Origin of the sequence: Pseudomonas gingeri, assembly GCF_013385425.1 — a bacterium.
Taxonomy (GTDB): Bacteria; Pseudomonadota; Gammaproteobacteria; order Pseudomonadales; family Pseudomonadaceae; genus Aquipseudomonas; species Aquipseudomonas gingeri_D.
Window position 1 is genome coordinate 1 of the sequence record NZ_JACAQA010000010.1, and the last position, 22,889, is coordinate 22,889.

Below are 22,889 nucleotides of genomic sequence, written 5' to 3' on the forward strand. Positions count from 1 at the left end.
CCGGAATTAGTTGACCACTACACTGAAAAGTCCCGATAGACGATTGGATTACCGGCACACATGGAAAACATATTCAATCCGTCCACCTCCCTCATCGGGTCAGGATTAATCCACCGTTGCAACCAAGGTGCGTAATACCTGAATCCATAGTAGTAAAGCCCCGTTGCATCCCGCTCCTTGCCCGAATAGCGCACGGTCTTGTAACTCGCCTCCACTTCACTTCGTCCGGCAAACCAGGCCGTACTGCCGTAGGGGTGATAGCTTTCCTGGCTGATCACCTCGGCCTGGCTGTCCAGTTCCAGGCTGCTGGAGCCCAGATGGTCGGTGAGGTTGTAGCGATATTGATCGTTGGCGATGCCGGACGGAGGAGCGGTTTCCCAGTGCAGTACCTGCATGGCGCTGCGTCCGGCCTGCACGCAGATCACCTGCAACACTTCCCCAGTGCCTTCACGGGTGCGGATTTCCAGGCCCGACAAGTAGCGGACTTCGGATATCAGCGAACGGGCTCTGGTCTGGGTGGAGCGGACCTTGCGTTGCCGCATGCCATCACCGCCGTACAGGTACAGCTCGCGATCATCGTCAGCACTTTCACGCTCAACCGGTTGCACTTCGCGCAACTGATCGCGTAGATCCCAACTCATCGTCTGTCCCGGTTGCAGCTCCAACAGATTGCCATTGCCGTCAAAAGCCGCAGCGATCTCCTCTTCAGTGGGAGGCCGGCCGTTCTGCTCAGGCAGGCAGCGATTGCTGTAGCGCGCCGCCGTCAACTTACGGCTGTGGCTTTGCGGGCCGACATGGACCAACTCCAGCAAATTGCCACCGGCGTCATAGCGGTAAGTTTGATGGTAGTTGGCGACGGCACCTGGATCGTCGAAGCGATTGAAACCCGGTCCTCGACTGGCGGCGCCCGCTTCCCAACCGGTCGCTTCGATCAGTTGGTAGAGACTGTCGTAGTCATAGCGCTTGATCGGTTCAACCCGCTGGTTGGCGAAATAACGAATCGGCAAGGCACCGTCTTCAATGCTCAACACATTGCCCACCGGGTCGTATTCATAATGCAGGTCTTGCAGCGCCGCTTCAGTTCCATGTCGAGCCTGAAGCCGGATCAAGCGGCCATCTTCAGGGCGATAGGTCAGCGTACTGACCACACCGTTGCCGGCGGTTTCCTGTACAACCTGAACGTAGGCGCTGTAGGCAATGGCGCTGACCAGGGTTTGCGGGGTTGCCTGAGCGCTGAGTTGCAGGTGACTAGCCAACAATTGACCGTCGAAGGTGTAGTCGAACAATTGCCGATTACCCTTGGCATCTGTCTGCTCCAGCACATCGCCCAGCGGGTTGAAGCGCGTCGCGCTGGTTGCCGCTTGCGCCACGGGTTCCAGCAGCGCATCCCGCGCAGGCAGCCCTGGCGGCCAATCCGGTGATTCCAGCGCACTCAGAAAGCGCTGGGTCTGCTCAAGCACTCCGCCCGTCAACGCGTAGTCATCTACCGTCAACGTGCCCGCCGGATCATCATGTCGGATCAACTGCCCACATTGATTGTGAGCGGCGAAATCGGCGCTGGCATCAGCGTATCCATAACGTTCGGTACATCGCGCTGCTTCACCTTCGCCCTGTTCGAAAATGGCCAGCGGTCGTAGCAGATCGTCGTACTCGACCCACCGCTCACTGCCCCGGCTATCCCAGGTTTGAACAAGCTGATCCCCATCGCCAAACAAGCTGACCCGCTTGCCCGCATCGACGCTGATCGACCCCAACACCTTCCCGGACAGTGAATAAGCATTGGTGAGATTGGCAGGCGTTGCGGCGTCTTCCACACTGAGCGCCCAAAGCCTGGGATCCCATTGCTCGACCAACCGCCCCATCGCGTCATAGGCACTGCGGTTGATCCGCTCTTCTGGCTCCTCCGTCTCGACGGAACGGCAATAAGCAACCACCCGCACCGCCAGCCCACGCGGATCAATCACAGACAGCGTCGGCGTATGAGTGTGAATACCACCCGTTAATATCGACATGACCCAGGCTCATCGTAGGATGCGTCAATCCAGTAACTACCTGATCCACGCCGCCGACTACTGTCAGAAATGACAGTACCGACAAATGGTAGATGCTCAATCTTTCGTACTGGGTTGCTCAGATCTCGACGACCTTGTCCCATCTGAACAACGGGTTTTCAGGCGCCCTCGAACGTTGATCGCTATATCCACGCGGATTACAGATCACACGTGTTCCCTCTGCGAAATAATCGAATGCAGTATGGGTGTGACCATGGATCCACAGCGCAACCGGCGCGCGCACGAGAGCAGGCAGATCGCTCACATAACCCGCCGAAGCTCGATCCGTCGCGAACTTTTCCGCCAGGCTTGGCCTGAGCGGCGCATGGTGCGTGACCACAATCGTCTGGCCATCGAAGGGCTTTGCCAGCTCACCTTCCAGCCATGCCCGCGCTTGCTTGTGGAGTGCCAGCGAGTCGCGGGGAGTAAACGAACGTGGCGAGGCTTCGAGCTCGGGCGACAAGACCTGAATCACGCCCTGGTAGTCGAGTATGACCCGCTCGGCCTCTGCAATGGACTCGCGCAGCGCCGCATCGCCAGCGCCGAACAACGAGAAGTCTGTCCACAACGTGGTACCGAGCACCCGCCATTGGCCATTTCGCTCAATGAAGGTTGTGTTGTTCAGGAAATGCACATTGGGCAAGCGGCGCGCGGCGGCTTGCATCGCGCTTTCAAGGGCAGCGAATTCACCACCGTAATACTCGTGGTTGCCCGGCACATAAATAACCGGCACCTGTGAACCGAAGTTTTCCGCCGCCCAACGCAAGCCTTTCGCATGGTTGTGGATATCACCGGCCAGCACGACCAGATCGGCTTCCACGTAGGGGATGGAAAGCGGTTCGTCGTACTCAAGATGCAGATCGGACAGAACGCGAATCTTCACGACACGGATCTCCTCAGTGCGGTTCCCGGTGCATCTGAGTATGGATGCTACTGATCAAACCGACATAACTCAGGTTTTGCCTGGGATACCGGGTCTAGTAATCACCTGATCCACGCTACCGGCTACTGTCAGAAATGACAGGGCCGATAAATAGTATTGAAAACACCACATAACCTGTAGGCCGGCAGTCAAACCGTGCTCGCGCGCCCCTCAAACATCGCTACTATCTCAGCATCCAGAGCCTTCGAAACCTCCACGTCGAACGCCGCATGGGATAGCATTCCTCGCCGCTTGGAGGCTGCGACGTGAACACGTTTGGCGATGGGTATGCTTGCTCTACCTGCGACAGCATCGGACAAAGCTTCGTAACGGGCGTCCATGCGCATATCACAACTCATACCGGCACAGCTTCGGCCAGTACGGTGTCGCGGAATTTGTCCGGCAACGCTTTGGGTGTCAGCACATCGACCGACACGCCCAGCAGCCGACGCAGCTCATGGCGGATGGCACCAATGTCGAACAGCGTTGTTTCCGGTGTCGGATCGACCAGGAGATCAAGGTCGCTGTCGTCAGTATCATCACCATGGGCGACTGAACCAAATACGCACGCATTACTGGCACGATGTGCCGCGACCACACGGCGGATATCGTCGCGGTGGGCCTGGAGAGCAATGGATGGCTTCATGGTCGTTCTCCCAATTATCCGGTCTCTGCTTGTCAGTTTGGGCCACACCCTGCCTGGCGTCCGGCGATGCGAATAAACAGGATCAAGGGGCCAATGTGATTGATATCTGCCGTCAAATCGCATGGGCAGTGCTGGCTTGGGTATCTTCACGCGCTACCGGTTATACCTCGCTGCGCGGGTCCCAGCCTATCACCTGTTCTGGATAGGCCCCCCCACGAAGACTATTCCCTTTCACTTGACTGAAATTTCCTAGAAAATCCCAACCCGTTGCTTCTGCCCATTTCGATGACTAGTCTGCATCCATCACCGTAAATTCGGTGATACGGACGTGCAAGTCCGGACTGGTGAACGAGCAATGACACCTGACCAAAATCTCAGAGACTTGTCTCTGAGATGCCGCGTTATGGTGGCTGTGCGTGGGAGATCTTCGGATCTGCCGGGATTTTGCTCCGATAACCACCGGTCTTGCACACCTGCGTACAGCTGCCACCCTACTTCGCGTGCAAGCGAAGCGTGGTTGCTCCCCATAACGGTTAACGGAGTATCACCATGTTCAAGATCACCCCCAATCCGCCTGTCGCGGAAGACCTCAGTTCCCCAGCATTCCGGCTCGCTGCCGAGCGTGCCTTCGCTCACTACGAATTACCCGCGACTCGTATCAGCCCCCGGAAACGGCAATCACGTAACACCGAAGAAACCCTGCTCCATATTTATGAAATACTCCAAAGCGCCTCGGCGACCGCCTACGAATCGGCGGACAATCTCCAGGGCTCGCAGCGCAAACTCGCCTTGGGGACCGTGCACTTGATCGATATGGCGCAACAGGAAATGGATGGGCTGCTCGATGACCAACAAGCAGTAACCACCTGATGGTGTGAAACAGCTCCCCCGCACAACCGTGCGGGGGGCAGCGGATTCATAGCCTTGCCCTCACTTCGAAGCTAACTCGCAAAATCAATTCGTCCCAGTAACGCCGATTTTACTTCCAATTTACTGTCTAAATCCGCTACAAGCACATGTAGATCCTAATCGACTTATCCTATGTTTCCATCCCACAGGCCCTATTGCTTTCTCATTGAAAAAGCAATGAAGCTCCCAACTTTCCTTTGGGGGTTCCCTCGCGCCTGAGCATCCATTAACGCGACTTTCGGACTGAGGACACCAAGCGCACTTGAGTCACCACCATCCAAATTTATCGAGCGTCCGGGCGTGGCATTCAAACGGTCGAGTCTATTTGTTACTTCGGCCCACTCCGCGAGAGTGAACCCCGGAGAATTATCGCCTCGTCCAACACCCAGACCAATCACAAGCCGAGTACGAGCATCCTTGCCTCCCGATTCAGCAGGCAAACTAATAGCCGATCTGTTATTGGGTCTGTTTGCGTGCACCAAGTATCCTGGTATATTTTTTTCTTCAGAGAATTGAAATTTTGGATCATCCAATTTATCTGAAGTAAATGCCACCGACCCACCTTCCGCCAATAAAGGTCCTGTATAAATAAATGAAGCATCATCCATTGTCAGCTGCACATAATCATCTTTATATTGGTCCGGCAAAGCCACTGACCTTTTGAGCTCCCCACCCACTGAAATAGGCCCGATCGACGCCCAAGCAGGTGCATTGGCGTCGGCTCGCCGACCCGCATTATAGAATCCTGAATTAATGTAAGCCGTAAACTCTGAGTGCGGACTCCCAATCGCAGCGTTCAAGCTATCGGCCGTGCTTGATTTTAATGGAATAGGCCCATCCCCTCCTACGATCTTGCTTTCATATCTTGAGTCTATGGACAAGTAAAAAAGTGAGCGTGCACCTACAAAATCGCGCGTAAGGGAAATACCTATTCGCTCAAACACTTCCGCACCTCCCATCATCACGACACCAATGATACCGGGAGCAAGCGTAACTATATCTCGCGTATCACGCGCCTGAATAACGCTCTCAATTGCAAATTTCCAAAGCCCCCGGGCCCGCTGAGGGGCCATCCCATCAGGATCAATATTTGCGATAGGATTACTGTTCAGCATTCGATAAAAGTTCAACCCATTGACAGCCCTACCTGGGTCAGGGTTTATCCACCCGCATAACCAAGGTGCGTAATATCTGAATCCATAGTAATAAAGCCCCGTCACGTCTCGCTCCTTGCCTGAATAGCGCACAGTCTTATAACTGGCCTCCACTTCACTTCGCCCGGCAAACCAGGCCGTACTGCCGTAGGGGTGATAGGTCTCCTGACTGATCACCTCGCCCTCACTGTCCAGTTCCAGGCTGCTGGAACCCAAATGGTCAGTCAGGTTGTAGCGATATTGATCGTTAGTGATTCCAGAAGGCGGCGTGGTCTCCCAGTGCAGCACCTGCATGGCGCTGCGTCCGGCCTGTACGCAGATCACCTGCAACACTTCGCCAGTGCCTTCGCGAGTGCGGATTTCCAAGCCCGGCAAGTAGCGGACTTCCGATATCAGCGAGCGGGCGTTGGTCTGGGTGGAGCGGACCTTACGCCGCCGCATCCCATCGCCACCGTACAGATACAATTCAAGATCATCGTCAGAGCTCTCACGCTCAACCGGTCGTACCTCGCGCAACTGATTACGCACATCCCAACTCATTGCCTGTCCCGGTTGCAGTTCCAGCAGATTGCCGTTGCCATCAAAAGCGGCAGCGATCTCCTCTTCGGTGGGAGGCCGGTCATTCTGCTCAGGCAGGCAACGATTGCTGTAGCGCGCCGCTGTCAGCTTGCGGCTGTGGTTTTGCGGGCCGACATGAACCAACTCCAGCAAATTGCCACCGGAGTCATAGCGGTAAGTTTGATGGTAGTTGGCAACGGCACCCGGATCGTCGAAGCGATTGAACTCCGGCCCTCGACTGGCGGCGCCCGCCTCCCAACCGGTCGCTTCGATCAGTTGGTAGAGACTGTCGTAGTCATAGCACTTGATCGGCTCTACTCGCTGGTTGGCGAAGTACCTGATCGGCAAGGCAGCGTCTTCAATGCTCAGCACATTACCCACCGGGTCGTAGTCGTAACGCAGATCTTGCAGCGTTTCACTTCCATGTCGAGCCTGAAGCCGAGTCAGACGACCGTCTTCAGGGCGATAGGTCAGCGTACTGACCACACCGTTGCCCGCGGCTTCCTGCTCAACCTGAACGTAGGCGCTGTAGGCAATGGCGCTGACCAGGGTTTGGGGTGTGGCCTGCCCACTCAGTTGCAGATGGCTCGCCAATAACTGGCCATCAACGGTGTAGTCGAACAGCTGCCGATTGCCCTTGGCATCAATCTGTTCCAGCACATCGCCCAGCGGATTGAAGCGCGTCGCGCTGGTTGCCGCTTGCGCCACGGGTTCCAGCAGCGCATCCCGCGCAGGCAGCCCTGGCGGCCAATCCGGTAATTCCAGCGCACTCAGAAAGCGCTGGGTCTGCTCAAGCACTCCGCCCGTCAAGGCGTAGTCATCCACCGTCAACGAGCCCGCCGGATCATCATGTCGGATCAACTGCCCACATTGGTTGTGAGCGGCGAAATCGGCACCGGCATCAGCGTATCCATAACGTTCGGTGCATCGCGCGGCTTCACCTTCGCCCAGCTCGAAAATGGCCAGCGGTCGCAGCAGATCGTCATACTCGACCCACCGCTCGCTGCCCCGGCTATCCCAGGTTTGAACAAGCTGATCGCCATCACCGAACAAGCTGACCCGCTTGCCCGCATCGACGCTGATCGACCCCAACACCTTCCCGGACAGTGAATAAGCATTGGTGAGATTGGCAGGCGTTGCATCATCCTCCGTACTGAGCGCCCAAAGCCTGGGATCCCATTGCTCGATCAACCGCCCCATCGCGTCATAGGCACTGCGGTTGATCCGCTCTTCAGGCTCCGCCGTCTCGACGGAACGGCAATAAGCAACCACCCGCACCGCCAATCCACGGGGATCAACCACCGCCAGTGTCGGTGTATGAGTGTGCATACCCTGCGCCAGAACCGACATAACCTACGCTCCTTGTTTGATGCCTACACGTGATCAGAGTCGCTCTGGTCACCCCTGATTATCGACAAACCTTGCAAGCTGTGGCTGCCCTATAGGGGCACCATCCTCGAAGGTCGCCGTAATGGAATAGGTGCCCTCAAGCGTTGAGGTGATATTCGTGCTGGTGGTTGCACTCCCCTGTTCAAAATGACATTCAAGAGGGTCAATGGTGAGGCCGGGCACCTCGGGGGACCGTATGTAGACGGTCGACGCCATCCCCGGAGTGGGGTTACCGTAGACATCACGAAAAGTCACTGTCGCACGGTGCACATCCACACCATCGGCCAATCGGGTTCCCTCGATCGGTTCCAGGGTGCAGGCGGCAGGGCTATACCACTTGGGAAGGAATGTCGTGTCGACCTGCGCCACTGAAGCGTCCCCCTCGAGCCTGGCAGTGATCGTGTGCGTCTTCGCCACGGTACTGCCCACCGACACAGTGCACTTGCCGGTATTGCCCGCGGTCCGGCAAGTGGTCGGGTTAAAAACAACGTCATCGACCGCGTCAAACGTTACCAGGGTACCCTCCGGAGCCGGGGAGCCATCGCTCATACGCACCTTCGCATACACCCTGTTATTTTGTTCCGTATCGCTGACGACCTTATTGTCAGGGAGCATCTCCAACGACAGTTGAGCCGAAACATCCGCGACGAACTCGACGATCTTCGGACTGCCGGCCACCGCCGTACCACCAAACAGCGTGGCGCGCACCGTCTTGGGACCGGGCATCGTCGAGGTGATGGTGGTTTCGCATTGCCCCTGCGCATCGGTCGTACCGGCTACATGCTGGAGCGAGGCGTTCGCGATTTCGGGAAACATCACCAGAACATCCTTGAGCGGACGGCCCTCGGCATCCTTGGCGGTGACGGTGACCGTATAGGCATCCACGCCATTGGCGAGTTTTGTGCCCGTGCTCACGGTCAAGGCCGTGGTCGCAGGACGGCCGACCTCATCCTGGGCTTCGACAAACTGCACCAACGGCTCGACCTGGGTAGCCAGCACCTTGCCGCCGTCCACCGCCAGGTAACGCACCTGCAGGATAATGTCGGTCAACGAATCGAAGACTTCTTGCTGATGCGCCGAGGCATGCCGGGGGAAGCTCAGTATCCAGCTCGACACCGCGCCCGTTCCCTCGAACGGCAGGTAGCGCTCATCGTCGAAGTTCAGGGTGAACAGGCCATAATCATCCAGGCCGCTGGACAAGCCGATTTGCTGGCTGATCCTTGGGTTGAACACAATGTGCCTTGGATCGAGTTCGATATCGCTGTCGGCGGCCAGTTCCCCGGCCTGGCTATAGAGACTCGCCACACCGCCCAATGAAGGTTTCAACAAGGTGCTGCTGCGCGTTTGCACCAGGGTGGCATGGATATCCTGATACCGCCCCAGCACTACCGGGAACGACAGGCTCACGCCCACCAGCTGACGCAGGTAATGGCCGGGATAATCCTTGTCGAACAGCGAGCTGTTCAGCTTGAACGGGATCTCGCCATGATCCCTGAGCTGATCCAGCACGGCATCCCAACCGGTCGCCATGGGTGTAGCGCCATGGCGGCCGGCATTGGGGTCGTAATCCTTGAGCAAGGCCTTCAGGGAGATCGTCTTGGTCAGTTCCAGGCGGCGTTCATGGCGGTTGAGAAACGCCGATTCCATGCGCAGCAAGCCCAGTTTCAAGGCTTCGCCGGCGTTCAGACCCTGACGGTTGTCGGCCCAGGCGTCATGGGGAATAAAACGCGTGTCATGATCGCCCAGCTCATATTGCCAACCCGATTCGGTGGCCAAGCACATCGACAACACGGCGTCATAAGCCTGGAAATACAGCGTCGACATCTGGCTGAGCAACCACTGGTACAGCCCCGGGCCGGCAGCACGGTGTTTGAGGAAGTCGTAGTAGATCTGGGCCTGTTCGCGGGCTTTTTCGGCTTGCCGCAAACCGGTGTTGGCGGAAGCGATAACGATGCGCTGAGCGTCTATCTGTTTATCGATCACTGCGATTTCAGCCTTGGCCTGCTCGATCATGAAGTCCCATTCTTCGCGTCGGCGGCGATACTGATCTTTCTGAGTTAGAAAATCGGCATGGACTACCAAACCTTTTGCAGCAGCATCGACAGCCGTTATTGCCGCGAAGGCAAGCGCGGCAGGCTTGCGTACGCCACCAGACGTCCCGACGAGATTCACCGTGACTGCATCCATTACCTGCGCGGCAGTCGTTGCCCCAGCCAAGCCCGCTGTAATGCCCCCCCCAACCACACGTTCATACATGGCCAATTTTTCATCGCCGGAAACGTCTTCTCTACGCAACCGCTCGTAATAATCTTGACGGGCAGCCACCATCGCCTTGCTGGCCGTCAGGGCATCCCTGCTGCTGCGGGCCTGCTCAATGGCCTGATCCTGCAAGGTCACAGCAAACTCGGAGAGTTCCTGCACATGGGCCTGCAGCAGCTCTTCCTGCTGGGTGCGGTCACGCAGCTCCATATAACCGCGTACCTGCTCGCCAAAGCGGATCAAGGTGTCAACGGCGCCCTGCACACGGGGCAACATGGCGCGGAAACGGTAAGGCGGGATAATCGCCAGGGACCCCAGCCGCCGGGCGCCGCCGCCTTCGCCGGCCAATTGCGCGCGCAACAGGTCGAACGGATTGGCCGGCGCCTCGTAAAGCGCCAGCAGCAAGGGTTTGCCGTCCAGAGTGAGGTTGTTGCGCAGGTTGCCCAGGCGCAAATCGAGGTTGTCCCACAGGTCGAGCAATTGCGTGTTCACCGGCAAGCGGAACCAGGGCGCGTCGATCAAGCGCAACCAGGGGTCGCCCTGGATATGCTGGGGAATATCCTCGGCGAACAGCGTCTGGATCGACGATTCGAAGGCGCTGAACAACGCGCTGTCATAGGCCGCCGCGTCCACCAGCGGCATGGGCTCCCAGCGGCTGATGCTGCGGCCCTTGGACAAGGGGCCGAGCAAGGACAAGGCACGTACATACAGGAGCTTGGCTTCGTTGAGGGCATCGCGGTTCAGTTGCCGGTAAAGCATGTCGCCTCGGGCAATCAGGTTTTTCACATAGTCGGTAAAGATCGCCTTGCGGTAGTGCGAAGGCACGCTGTAGGCAATCGCATCCGGATCGCGCAGGCCACCCAGGCCAAAAAACTGCTCGGCGGGACGGTCGGGCTGGGCTAGGGGCCTGACACACCAATACGGATAGTCCACCGCAGGCGGAGGATCGAGCGGCTGGATCCGCGCCAAGGGGTTGAACATGTGGTGATACCAGGTTTCCGCGCCCAGGTAATCGAACTCGCTGTGCAAGCGCTGTGCGACCAGGTGCGGGGCATGGAAAAACAACTCCCAGAAGTAACGACCGTTGGCACCGTTGAAATCCACGGGAACCGCTTGCGAAGAACCGGGAACGGGGGGTTCCTCCGTGTGCTGACTCTCCCAGCTCAAGGCCGCTTCCACGGAGAATGCCGCCTTGGTGACCAACTCGGCGGCGAACAAGCTGTTTAGCCGAACATAACGCAGGTCGTCCAGCGCCAATGCCTGCAGATCAAGAAACTGCGCGCCCGCCGCGGTGGTCATCACTTTAGGGGCGTCACGGAGCATGGGACTGAGACTCACCAGAAATCTATTCCAACCTATTCCAGGATCGGTAGATTTCGCCACACCAAAAGGAAAGGCATAAGAAGTGTTGGTTGCGCCAGTCCAACTTTTTGTGAACAAGGGAGTTTTAGCTGCACCGTTTAACGTAAGCGCCGCTGAGCCCAACCGCTCCTCCATATAAGCACCGTCACTCTCATAAGCGTACCAAACTCCAAAATCACGCGTCAGCGGGGCAAAAGTCTCAGAGAATATATTTGATTTATTTATAAAGTTAAAAGTCCCTCCGACCGAACCACCCCATTTGAGAGCGACTGTCGATACCACCTTAAATGAAGCCCCTTCCTGAACGTCTTCAAGTGTGAGAGGCAGGAGCGTATCCAGTTCCAGGCCCAATGGAATTTTGTAGCGCATCCGCCTGACACGCCCATTATGAAAAGAGCTGTTCCAATCCGCGCCTTCTGGGGTGCACGGCGTATTTTGATCTATCGTAACAAGCGCTGTTCCATCATGACTAAATACATGACTGTGATTTATTTTTTCCTCAAAATAGAGCACATGATTAATCATCTCGCACAGTGCCCAGGTCTGCCCTCCCTCATAATAAACTCCCCAAAGAACCTCAACCCGGCATAAACCAACCGGACTCGAGTATTCCCAAACGTGTCGATCCTGAAGGGAAAGCTTGATATCCACCCGTTCCATACGGACACTTGAACACGCGCCTTGAACCTCAAGTTTTCCTCCAATCAGCTCCTGCTGAGCGTTCTTACTCATGTGCAAGGTTGCACTGAACTCCAGATAGGAATTCAAGGCATCCGGATATTCTCCCGGAGAGGGATAGTAATTATAGGAGCTTTCACGATCCCACATCACCGAACCGATGATCCAGTCAATATTCGCCGAGCCGCTATCGATGCCCACATAAGGAAACTGCAAGCGCATTGGGTCGTTGCCGAACATCGAACTCGCCACGAGAGACAACTCATTCTGTTCTGCCACACTCAATATAATCTGATTGAATGACTCATCGTACACTCGCAGATCCGCATTCGCGCCCAGTTTAAAGGCTACGACTAACCGAGGGCTCGAGGCAATACGAACATCCATGGCCACCGAAAACGCACCACTCCGGATATAGACCTCCGCCGCCAACTTATCTGTCAAGGTGTTCACCGAGGTGAGCCCTGTATAAAGTATCGTCGCCGGCGACCATTGATCATTGAGTTGCTTATAAGCCATCTTGGCCGAATAAAAGTATTTTCCGGTTCTATGGCCGTCATCGTTGATCTGCGGCTGGCCGGCTTCGACCCAGACCACGTGCAATCGCTCGCGAATCACCACGGGGCGAACCTGGGTGACGCCAGCTTCAAAAGCAACATCGATGGTTTTCCATTCACTCCAGGCCGAGGGCGAAACGTGGGTACTTGAATCACTCAGGTCAATCGCCGCCTTGCGCCAATAGGGCGCAAAAGGTTCGACGTTTTGCCGACCGACAAAATAATAATTCGCGTGCCTGAAGTCCGTGCCGTCGATATAACCCGAGACCATCTTCAGGTTACTCACCAACTCAAACTGACTGAGGTAGTTTTTCAGCGCCACCTGCACGCTGTCCTCGGTCAAACGGCTTTGCCCCAGATCATTTTCCAAGGTCTTGAACTGGCTGGTCTTGCCCAGGCGCAGGGTCGGGTCGATGTAGTTTTCCGGGTAATCCTCGATCATCTGGTAACCGGCCCAGATGCTGTACTGACTCATGCTCTCGCGCCACAGACGCAGTTCCTCGGCGCTGAACCCATAGGGGTAACCGGGCTCCATGCCGTTGTAGATGGCGTGGATATACTGCTGGAGGCTGGCAATGCCCTGGGCGACACGGCTGGTTTCCACCTGGGCACCGACCTGGTTGTCGATCAGCAGGTATTCGTAGAGGTCCTCGGGGGTGGTCAGGCGCAAGGGCGCCGCCGTGTTCGATGACGGCACGATCTGGCCCAGGTAATAGGCGACCAGGGCGTCACGGCGTTGTTCTTCGAGTTCATGGATAATTCCGCTGTTCATAACTCACCCTGCTGCTGTAACAGTGGTGTTGAAAGCAAGGCTCGCACAGACTCTTGTTGCTCCACATAGGCCACCAACGGCTCGACCTGGGTAGCCAGCACCTTGCCGCCGTCCACCGCCAGATAACGTACCTGCAAGATAATGTCAGTCAACGAATCGAAGATCGCCTGTTGATGCTCCGAGGGATACCGAGGGAAACTCAGCGTCCAGCTCGACACGGCGCCCGTTCCCTCGAACGGCAAGTAGCGCTCATCATCGAAGTTCAGGGTGAACAGACCATAATCATCCAGGCCGCTGGACAGCCCGACCTGCTGGCTTATCCGCGGATTGAAGACGATGTACCGCCGATCGAGTTCGATATCGCTGCCCGCAGCCAATTCACTGGCATCGCTATAGAGACTTGCCACGCCACCCAATGAGGGTTTCAACAAGGTACTGCTGCGCGTTTGCACCAGGGTGGCATGAATGTCCTGATACGGACCCAGCACCACCGGGAACGACAGGCTCACGCCCACCAACTGACGCAGGTAATGGCCGGGATAGTCCTTGTCGAACAGCGAGCTGTTCAGCTGGAACGGGATCTCGCCATACTCTCTGAGCTGGTCCAGCACCGCATCCCAGCCGGTGACCCCAAGCGTAGCGTTATCAAGCGCGGCATTGGGGTCGTAATCCTTGAGCAAGGCTCTCAAGGAGATGGTCTTGGTCAGTTCCAGGCGGCGCTCATGGCGGTTGAGAAACGCCGACTCCATGCGCAACAAACCCAGCTTCAAGGCTTCGCCAGCATTCAGGCCCTGACGGTTGTCGGCCCAAGCATCATGGGGAATAAAACGCGTGTCATGATCGCCAAGCTCATATTGCCAACCAGCCTCGGTGGCCAGGCACATCGACAACACGGCGTCATAGGCCTGGAAATACAGCGTCGACATCTGGCTGAGCAACCACTGGTACAGCCCCGGGCCGGTGGAACGGTGCTTGAGGAAGTCATAGTAGGCTTCTGCCTGTTCGCGGGCTTTTTTGGCTTGCAACAAACCGGTTTCAGCGGAAGTGATAACGATTTTCTGAGCCTTTATCTGCTCATTGATCACTGCGATTTCAGCCGTGGCCTGCTCGATCATGAAATCCCATTCTTCGCGTCGGCGGCGATACTGCTCTTTCTGAGTTAGAAAATCGGCATGGACTACCAAACCTTGTGCAGCAACATCGACAGCCGTTATTGCCGCGAAGGCAAGCGCGGCAGGCTTGCGTACGCCACCAGATACACCGACAACATTCACCGTGATTGCATCCATTACCTGCGCGGCAGTCGTTGCCCCAGCCAAGCCCGCTGTAATGCCCCCCCCAACCACACGTTCATACATGGCCAATTTTTCATCGTCGGAAACGTCTTCTTTACGCAACCGCTCGTAGTAAGCGTGACGGGAAAGCACCATCGCCTTGCTGGCCGCCAGGGCATCCCTGCTGCTGCGGGCCTGTTCAATGGCCTGCTCCTGCAAGGTCACGCCAAAATCAGAGAGTTCCTGCACATGGGATTGCAGCAGCTCTTCCTGCTGGCTGCGGTCACGCAGTTCCATATAGGTGCGTACCTGTTCGCCAAAGCGGATCAAGGTGTCAACGGCGTTCTGCACACGGGGCAGCATGGCGCGGAAACGGTAAGGCGGGATGATCGCCAGGGACCCCAGCCGCCGGGTGCCGCCGCCCTCGCCGGCCAACTGCGCGCGCAACAGGTCGAACGGATTGGCCGGCGCCTCGTAAAGCGCCAGCAGCAAGGGTTTGCCGTCCAGGGTGAGGTTATTGCGCAGGTTGCCCAAGCGTAAGTCGAGGTTGTCCCATAAGTCGAGCAGTTGCGTATTCACCGGCAAGCGGAACCAGGGCGCGTCGATCAGGCGCAACCAGGGGTCGCCCTGGATATGCTGGGGAATATCCTCGGCGAACAGCGTCTGGATCGATGATTCGAAGGCGCTGAACAAAGCGCTTTCATAGGCCGCCGCATCCACCAGCGGCATAGGCTCCCAGCGGCTGATGCTGCGGCCCTTGGACAAGGGGCCAAGCAAGGACAAGGCGCGAACATACAGGAGCTTGGCTTCGTTGAGGGCATCGCGGGTCAATTGCCGGTAGAGCATGTCGCCACGAGCAATCAGGTTTTTCACGTAGTCGGTAAAGATCGCCTTGCGATAGTGCGAGGGCACGCTATAGGCAATCGCGTCCGGATCGCGTAGGCCACCCAGGCTGAAAAACTGCTCGGCGGGACTATCCGGCTGGGCCAGGGGCCTGACACACCAATAGGGATAGTCCACGGAAGGCGCGGGAGAGAGCGGCTGAATACGCGCCAGTGGATTGAAAATGGCGTGATACCAGGTTTCCGCGCCCAGGTAATCGAACTCACTGTGCAAGCGCCGTGCGACTAGGTGCGGGGCATGGAAAAACAATTCCCAGAAGTAACGCCCGTTGGCACCGTTGAAATCCAGGGGAACCGCTTGCGAAGTACCGGGAACGGGGGGTTCCTCCGTGTGCTGGGTCTCCCAGCTCAAGGCCGCTGCCACAGAGAATGCCGCCTTGGCGATCAGTTCCTTGGCAAACAGATTGTTGAGCCTTACATAACGCAATGAAGGCAATGCCAATGCTTCAAGATCGAGGAACTGAGCCCCTTGATTGGAGACCACGCGGGGGGCCGCACGGCTGAGCTCGGGAACCAGGTGAACGTCATATTGGTTGTAGGTGTGCTCGCCGACCTGATGACCAAACTGAAAATAGTAAAGTTCTTCCAGACTGGCCGCCGTGACTATCCGGGGGATCGCTGGAGTCGATGCGTTACCATTCAGCGTAAGCTTGCCTGTCCATATGGGCGTTCCCACTCTGCTACCGTCTTCCTCATACCAATAGGTCCAGATCTTGAAATCCTTGGTGACCGGCCGCTGCTTTTCCACACAAATATTACTCGCACTCCCCAATCCGAGTTCCAGCCCTCCCGACAACTCAACCTTGAACATGTCTGCTCTTTTTATCTCACCCGGTCCATAAGACGGAAGAGTGGCTATGTCAAGGTCAAGCTCCACTTGCGCAAAATAATAGAAATACCCCGACGGTTCGATGTACTTTTTATAGGTCCCCGGCTGAAAACTACCGACCACTACGCCTTCGTGAAGCCATTCTCCAGCCGGCAGCGGCAACGTGGAAAACCCCGCATCTACTCTCACCTCCCCGTATAACCTGCGATCACGGGTGGTGATTAACGCCGTGGCTTTCATATTATTGCCGATCGCCACCTGGGCTGAACTATTGCCCATGAAAATTTCAAGCGTATCCCTCTCCAGTTCGATAGCCGAACAATGCCCCTGGAGCAGGAACAACCCGACCGCTCCCGGCCCAGGGTCCATGAACAAAGCCGCGCTAAACTCCAAGCGCTGGTTCAATGCATTGGGTGGGTGTGGCGTGGACCACGGCGAGTCGGGTTGATAAACAATTTCTTTCAACCGCCACTTTATATTGACACCGCCATCATCGATTTCCGCATAGGGGAACTGCAAGCACTCGGCGTTGCGGCCAAACATCGCCTTCGCCACGGTCATCAACTCCCGCCCCTCTCCCGTGGTGCTCGACAAATTAACGACTTTGAAAAAGCGATCCATCACCAGGACCACCTCTTCAGTCGTAGTCTCTATCACTTCGTTTGCCCCCGAAGGGGCCCAGGCCGTGAAGCAAATAACCAGGTTCGTCTGACCAGATTTTCGGATATCCATGGTCACGGTAAAGACAAAGCCGCGAACAAAATCTCCATTGCTGGCCAGTTCATCTTCGAAGCGCTCTTTATCGGTATACCCGCTAAACAGCGTCGTGGAGGGCGCCCACTGGTCATTGATTTGTTTATAGGCCATCTTTATAAAATACGAATAGCGGCCGGTCTTCTGGCCATCCGCGTCGACCTCCGCCGGGCCGGGCTCCACCCAGACCACATGCAGACGGCCCATGATCGTCACCACCCGAACATGCGCCACCTTCGAATCGAAGGCCACATCAATGGCTTTCCATTCACTCCAGGCCGCAGGCGAGACATGGGTGCTGGAATCATTCAGGTCAATCGCCGCCTTGCGCCAATAGTGCGCAAAAGGCTCGACGTTTTGCCGACCGACAAAATAATAATGGGCGTGCCTGAAGTCCGTGCCATCGATATATCCCGAGACCACCTTCAGGTTACTCACCAACTCAAACTGGCTGAGGTAGTTTTTCAGCGCAGTCTGCACGCTGTCCTCGGTCAGGCGGCTTTGCCCCAGGTCGTTCTCCAGGTTCTTGAACTGGCTGGTCTTGCCCAGGCGCAGGGTCGGGTCGATGTAGTTTTCCGGGTAATCCTCGATCATCTGGTAGCCGGCCCAGACGCTGTACTCGCTCATGCTCTCGCGCCACAAGCGCAGCTCTTCGGCACTGAACCCATAGGGGTAACCGGGCTCCATGCCGTTGTAGATCGCGTGGATATATTGCTGGAGGCTGGCGATGCCCTGGGCGACGCGGCTGGTTTCCACCTGGGCACTGACCTGATTGTCGATCAGCAGGTATTCGTAGAGGTCCTCGGGGGTGGTCAGGCGCAAGGGCGCCGCCGTGTTCGATGACGGTACGATCTGGCCCAGGTAATAGGCGACCAGGGCGTCGCGGCGTTGTTCTTCGAGTTCGGGGATAATTCCAGAATTCATATCAAACACCTCCACTAGATCACGACAGCAAAACAATCAAGACGAAATATTGGTATCTGAAGCTGCGTATATGGCGTCGCCATTCGAAACAATATATTCGCTTGTGAACAGGCGCTGAGTCGCGATGGGTTGACCTTCGCTCTGTGCGATTAAAAAATTAACCATCCATTTCGAAGATTCATAGACCAGCTCAGCAGTACCTCTCCAGGGTGCCTCAGGCACTTCTCCGGTTATATAAACACCTTCGAGATCCCATCCCTTGACGGGGGCAGTTATTACACCATTAGTCCGTAGAGAGAACGAAGCCTTTATATAACCATCACGAATCAAGGCATGGTTCAGCCAATAAATCATGCCCACTCTATAATCCCTCGCCCATATCTTTTTCCCGCCAACGTCAAGTGACAACGACAAGAGGCCCGCGTACAAATACTGACCAGAGCTCCCTGGGAGAAATATGTCAAAGTCAACCCCTTCGCGCGTTGACTCAACGACCTTATCGATATCTTCAATCTCCACCCGGATGATCGACAAGCTAGTGCCCACATTTTTCAGCGCAAATGGAATCCCTTCCAGCGCCACACCGGTGCCATCAACCGTTTTCACATTAAGTTTATAACGCGCAAACCTGGCCAAAAACTCCGGAGCACGAGGATAGATATCTTTGCCGGACAAACTCACTTCAAACACAAAATAAGGTAATACAAACACAGAAAACTCAACATGCTCCGTCGTACCGGCAACAGTCGCCGAAACTATATATTCAGCCACCCCCTGCCCCGAGGATATAAATTTCGAACTAAATTTCGACAGACCTTCCTTATCCGTAAGGATCGTCGCCTTAACTTCGCCATTGATCGCCCAATCAACCGGTGTTTTTATAGCGGCCTCTCTATCCACTTCCAGCCAAACAGAAAACACGACGGGATCAGGCCTACCCAGAATATAATGTGTGTCGGAAGATTCATGTTTCACAATAACGGCCTGAGGATAAATCACTGTCTGAGCCGTAGACTTATCCTGAACGTCATTCTCAGCACTCACTGTCACGATTACCAAGCCTGCGACATCGGATCGAAAGCGAGAAAGTGCAATACCATTACTGTCGGTCCGACTGGTCACTTCCAACAGACCCTCCACATCGGCTGTCCAAGTGACCTCCGTTCCGGAAGACACCGGATCACCATTAAGCTCGACCAGCCGACAAGAAAGTTCTACCTCAACACCCTCAATGACAGTATTGGCAAACCGAACATATTGAAAATACGGCGTGCTGGTAAATTCCACGATTGGAAACGTCCACTGACTGCCGTTTTCGTATCGTGCGATCACCGTTGCTTCGCCCAGTGGTCCGCTGCGCAGACTCGAATAGCTGATGCCCTCATGGTTGGTCATCGTCTGGTAGCGCTGGAACTCGCCCAAGGTCGTTCCCCACTCGACCAGACGATCAATACCCAGGTTGGTAAAAGCATCCACCAGGGTGATGCTGAAATTGATCGCTTCGAGTTTGTTGGACAACGCTTGCGAAGGATCATAAGTCGGCGCTGAAAAGTGCAACGAGGCTTCATCACAACCAATGGTCACCGCCGGCGCAAGCACCTTGTCGCCCAGTCCATACTCGGCCACCACACGAGCAATGCCCATGGTGTTGCCGCTCGCCAGCGTGACGCTGCTTTCGCCGTACTGGTCGGTGACGGTCGAGGTCTGCTCCAATTCCCCGAGTTGGTTGGTACTCCAGTTGATGGTGACGTCTTCGAACGGCTCATCCATGAAGTCGCGCAGGGTGATGAAGTAGGTCGCGCTCTCGCCCGATTTGTTGGCCACCAGATAGTCCGGCGTCACCGTGATCACGCTGCTGTGACTCTGTCCGACCTCACCCGCCGGTGTTCCCGGCACAGGTTCGGTGAGGCTGGCCAAGGCCAACTCCGCGGCATAACGAAAGTCTGCCACATCACTGATCGGCGTCAGTCGGCCCAGCGCCAACAGCGCCTCGGCATCCAGATCGGTATGCCGCGCCAAGCGACAGGTGCGCACCAGCAGATCCAGCTCGGCGAGGGTAAAGATCACCCCCTCCTCCGGGTTCAGATGCGAGGCCACCACCAGCACCTGGCGCACGCCCCAGTCGAGAAAACCGGCCAACCTGTTCGCCGCGCTGTCGCGGATCAGCCGTTTGTCACCTTCCAACGCCTTGTCCCACAGGGTGTTGATCAGTTGCAGATAGTCCAGCAACCGCTCTTCCGGTTGTGCGCTCAGGCGTACCGTTGCAGCATATTGGGTGAAAAAGTACAGGGTCTGCAGCGACAACCCAACATCGCCGAGGCCGAACCACTGCGGCTGTTGCACACACTGATCGACAAATGCCGGGCTCAGGTCCAGGTGCGTGGTGACGGCGGCTCGCTTGACCAGGCTGTCAAGCACCAGCAGGACTTCGTCGCCAATGGCCAACTGCAAGGGGGCACTGCTGTTACCCGTTTGCCCATAAACCCGCAGCACCTCTATCAACAGCTGATAGCGATTGCCCTCGGCCCAGAACAGCAGCACCTTGACCAGATCGACGGAACAGTCCAGATAGCCGGCCAGTCCTTCCATCAGCAAGGCTTCCTGGGCGCCGCGAGCACGCATGATCATATTGCAGATCTGGGCGTGCTGGCCTTCGATCGGCAGATCGAATCGTTCCAACACCTCCGCCACAGTGCCGCTCAAGGCCGCTTCATAGTTCTCTTCGGTTTCCCCTTCCAGGTATTTGACCAGGCCCCTGGCCGCCCGAATGGTTTCTCCCGCCTCGATAAACTCTTTCAGTTCCTCGAACCAATCGATGGCGACCGAGGAGAACACCTCTTGGCCTCGCTCATCGATATTCACGACCACGCGGCTTTGCGGCGCACCGACTTCGGCAAAGCTGCTGTCACTGATCAGTGCCGCCGCCAGGCGCGAGTGCATCTGCTTGAGCAGGTTGAGCTCGGCCTCGCTGGCCACCGGTTTGGTCAGGGCCGGCAGCACGATCCGACAGACCTGGCCGACCGTCCACTTGTGCTCGGCCAACCAGGCACTGGCTTCGACCAGGGCGTGGATCACGCTCAAGGTGTCGGTGTTACCAGATGTCTGGTAGGAGGCGATATGAGTCGGCCCGGCCAGTTTCGCGACCAATTGGCTGCCGCCGTTATCCAGCAGTTCGAGCAACGCCAGGGCCTCAATGGTGGTCAGCCCCAGATAATGGGGCAGCCGGACCAACCGGTAGAACGCCGACACCACCGCTGTGTTCCAGCGCAAAGGCTCACCGGCGTAGGCCTGTTCGATGACCTTGGCGGTAAAACGGTACATCTCGAAGGTCATGCCCAAAGCGGCGCACAAATGATCGATTTTCTGGCGCTCGGCCTCATTGCCGGGAGTGATGTCGAATACCTCCCCATCCAGGATCAGCGGGCCGGGAAACAGCGCCTGGCTGTTGAACACCAGGTCAAACTGCGTCGACTGCTTGCCCCGGGCGTGCACGCCCAGCCCCCGGAGCAAGGCGGCAAAGTCGTCCGCGCTGACCTTGTAGCGCGTACGCAGACTCTGGAACAGGCCAAGGGCGCGCAGGGTATCGGTAGTGATCCGATAATCCGACGTTTTCCCTTCGGCGCCAATCGAGGCCACCAGCAGGCGATCAACCTGGTCGAACGGCAGCTTGAGCCAGCTCGCCAGACGGATCATGCGATTGAGCCGATCAAAACGATCATGGGACCAATTGACGATCTGGTGTTGGGGAGCACTCTCATCGTCGCTAGTCGTTTCAATGGCCATGGCCGGACTGAGACCCGCGTTGACGTACACCGAACCGAACACCGCGCCATCCACCGGCACGTCGTCTGACGCAATGAAATTGGCCGACGAATAGGGCGCATAAGCCCCCACGGACAACAGCGATTCGAGTTCATCGGTCTTCAGCCCGGTGTGCAGGCAGAAGGTTTGGGTATCGAGCAACCTGAAAACATCGCCCTCGCCAAAGTTGGCCCTGAAGAAGCTCTCGGGATCGGTGCCGGAGGTGTCGAGCCGATGGGTTCTCGGGTTGATACGGGCCAAGGCAAAGGTTTGCTCGGGTTCTTGATTGGGGTCGAACTCCGGAAAATAGGGCGCCTCCAGCAAAATCCCCTGCTGTACCGGGCCGAAGCCGGTGTCTTGCACCAGGGCAATATCCGACAGCAGCGAATGCACGCCGGGTTCCTTGAAATACGGATAGGCCCGGTCGGTGCAGCGGATAACGTCGCCGGGCAGGCGCTCCTTGCGCTGCAAGATGTAATTGATCTGTTGCTGATAGCGCTCATACGGCAAGGTCGTGGGGTAACGAACATCCAGCAGCACATCGTCCAGCGAACGTTCGTCGCCGAAGCTCTCCAGATAGCGGTACGCCGAGGTTTCCAGTATTTCGTTGACCAGCACCAAGGTCGGTTCGACACGCTCGAGGGCACTGTGATCCAGCCACAGGTCCGCCAGGTCCGGACGTCGATCGGCCAACAGAATACGGTTGCCCTGCCCGTCCCCCGGCCTGCCGCTCTGCTCGATCTTCTGTACTTCACGGTAGAGATCGGCCAGGTAGGCGATGGGCGAGGTCGTGGCTTCAATCGCATCCGTCGGGCAATGATTGGCCCAGTCCGGCCGGAACAGATCGTTGTAGGTCGGGGCATCCACCAGCCCGCGGATGCCGGAACCGGGCTCGAAGGCACGGTGTATCGCCGTGGTCAGCCGCTGCTCGCGAAACTGCCGCAGCGTAACGGCGCTGATGGCCCTGGCTTGCTCATGCAAGGCCCGCGCTTCGGTGATGTGCAAGGTTCTGTCGGTGCTCATCAGTTGCTCGAGCGAACCCTTGGCGATCTCCAATACCGAGTCGTAATGCTCCAGTAGCTGGCTGCGACTGCGCGCGTTCTTGTTCAACAACTGCAACAGTGAACTGGGTTTGTCGTTCATTGCCCG

Annotated in this window: 8 protein-coding genes; 1 reads left to right on the forward strand and 7 read right to left on the reverse strand. The window is 56.8% G+C overall.

Translation table 11 applies throughout. From position 1 onward, the window contains the following. Positions 1-17 precede the first annotated feature (17 nt). The 3 genes from HX830_RS15300 to HX830_RS15310 form a co-directional block, all read right to left on the reverse strand. A complete protein-coding gene (locus tag HX830_RS15300; protein ID WP_256350515.1) occupies positions 18-2,012 on the reverse strand; it encodes an RHS repeat domain-containing protein in 1,995 nt (664 codons plus the stop codon). A 118-nt stretch (positions 2,013-2,130) separates the two neighbouring features. Beyond that, positions 2,131-2,934, reverse strand: coding sequence for a metallophosphoesterase (locus HX830_RS15305; protein ID WP_177101030.1), 804 nt, complete (start codon positions 2,932-2,934; stop codon positions 2,131-2,133). 394 nt (positions 2,935-3,328) lie between these two features. Continuing rightward, the gene (locus HX830_RS15310; RefSeq protein ID WP_177101032.1) at positions 3,329-3,619 is read right to left on the reverse strand and encodes a nucleotidyltransferase family protein; all 291 of its coding nucleotides are present in this window, start codon (positions 3,617-3,619) and stop codon (positions 3,329-3,331) included. 549 nt (positions 3,620-4,168) lie between these two features. On the opposite strand from HX830_RS15310, the gene HX830_RS15315 reads away from it, so the two are divergent. Beyond that, positions 4,169-4,489 carry a DUF6124 family protein gene (locus HX830_RS15315; protein WP_152739992.1) on the forward strand — a complete coding sequence of 107 codons (321 nt, stop codon included), beginning with the start codon at positions 4,169-4,171 and terminating at the stop codon, positions 4,487-4,489. A gap of 191 nt (positions 4,490-4,680) precedes the next feature. Here the strand turns inward: HX830_RS15315 and HX830_RS15320 are convergent, their stop codons facing one another. Genes HX830_RS15320 through HX830_RS15335 form a run of 4 tightly spaced genes read right to left on the reverse strand, consistent with a single transcriptional unit; the run spans position 4,681 to position 22,883 of the window. Continuing rightward, a complete protein-coding gene (locus HX830_RS15320; RefSeq protein ID WP_256350516.1) occupies positions 4,681-7,590 on the reverse strand; it encodes an RHS repeat-associated core domain-containing protein in 2,910 nt (969 codons plus the stop codon). Positions 7,591-7,638: 48 nt separating this feature from the next. Next, positions 7,639-13,257 (reverse strand): Ig-like domain-containing protein, encoded by a 5,619-nt coding sequence (locus tag HX830_RS15325; RefSeq protein WP_177101034.1) that lies wholly within the window; start codon positions 13,255-13,257, stop codon positions 7,639-7,641. Continuing rightward, positions 13,254-17,939 (reverse strand): neuraminidase-like domain-containing protein, encoded by a 4,686-nt coding sequence (locus HX830_RS15330; protein WP_256350522.1) that lies wholly within the window; start codon positions 17,937-17,939, stop codon positions 13,254-13,256. The genes HX830_RS15325 and HX830_RS15330 overlap by 4 nt, the downstream gene beginning before the upstream one ends. A 36-nt stretch (positions 17,940-17,975) precedes the next feature. Further along, entirely contained in the window at positions 17,976-22,883 is a 4,908-nt protein-coding gene (locus HX830_RS15335; protein WP_177101038.1) for a Tc toxin subunit A, read from the reverse strand. Between the last annotated feature and the right edge of the window lie 6 nt (positions 22,884-22,889).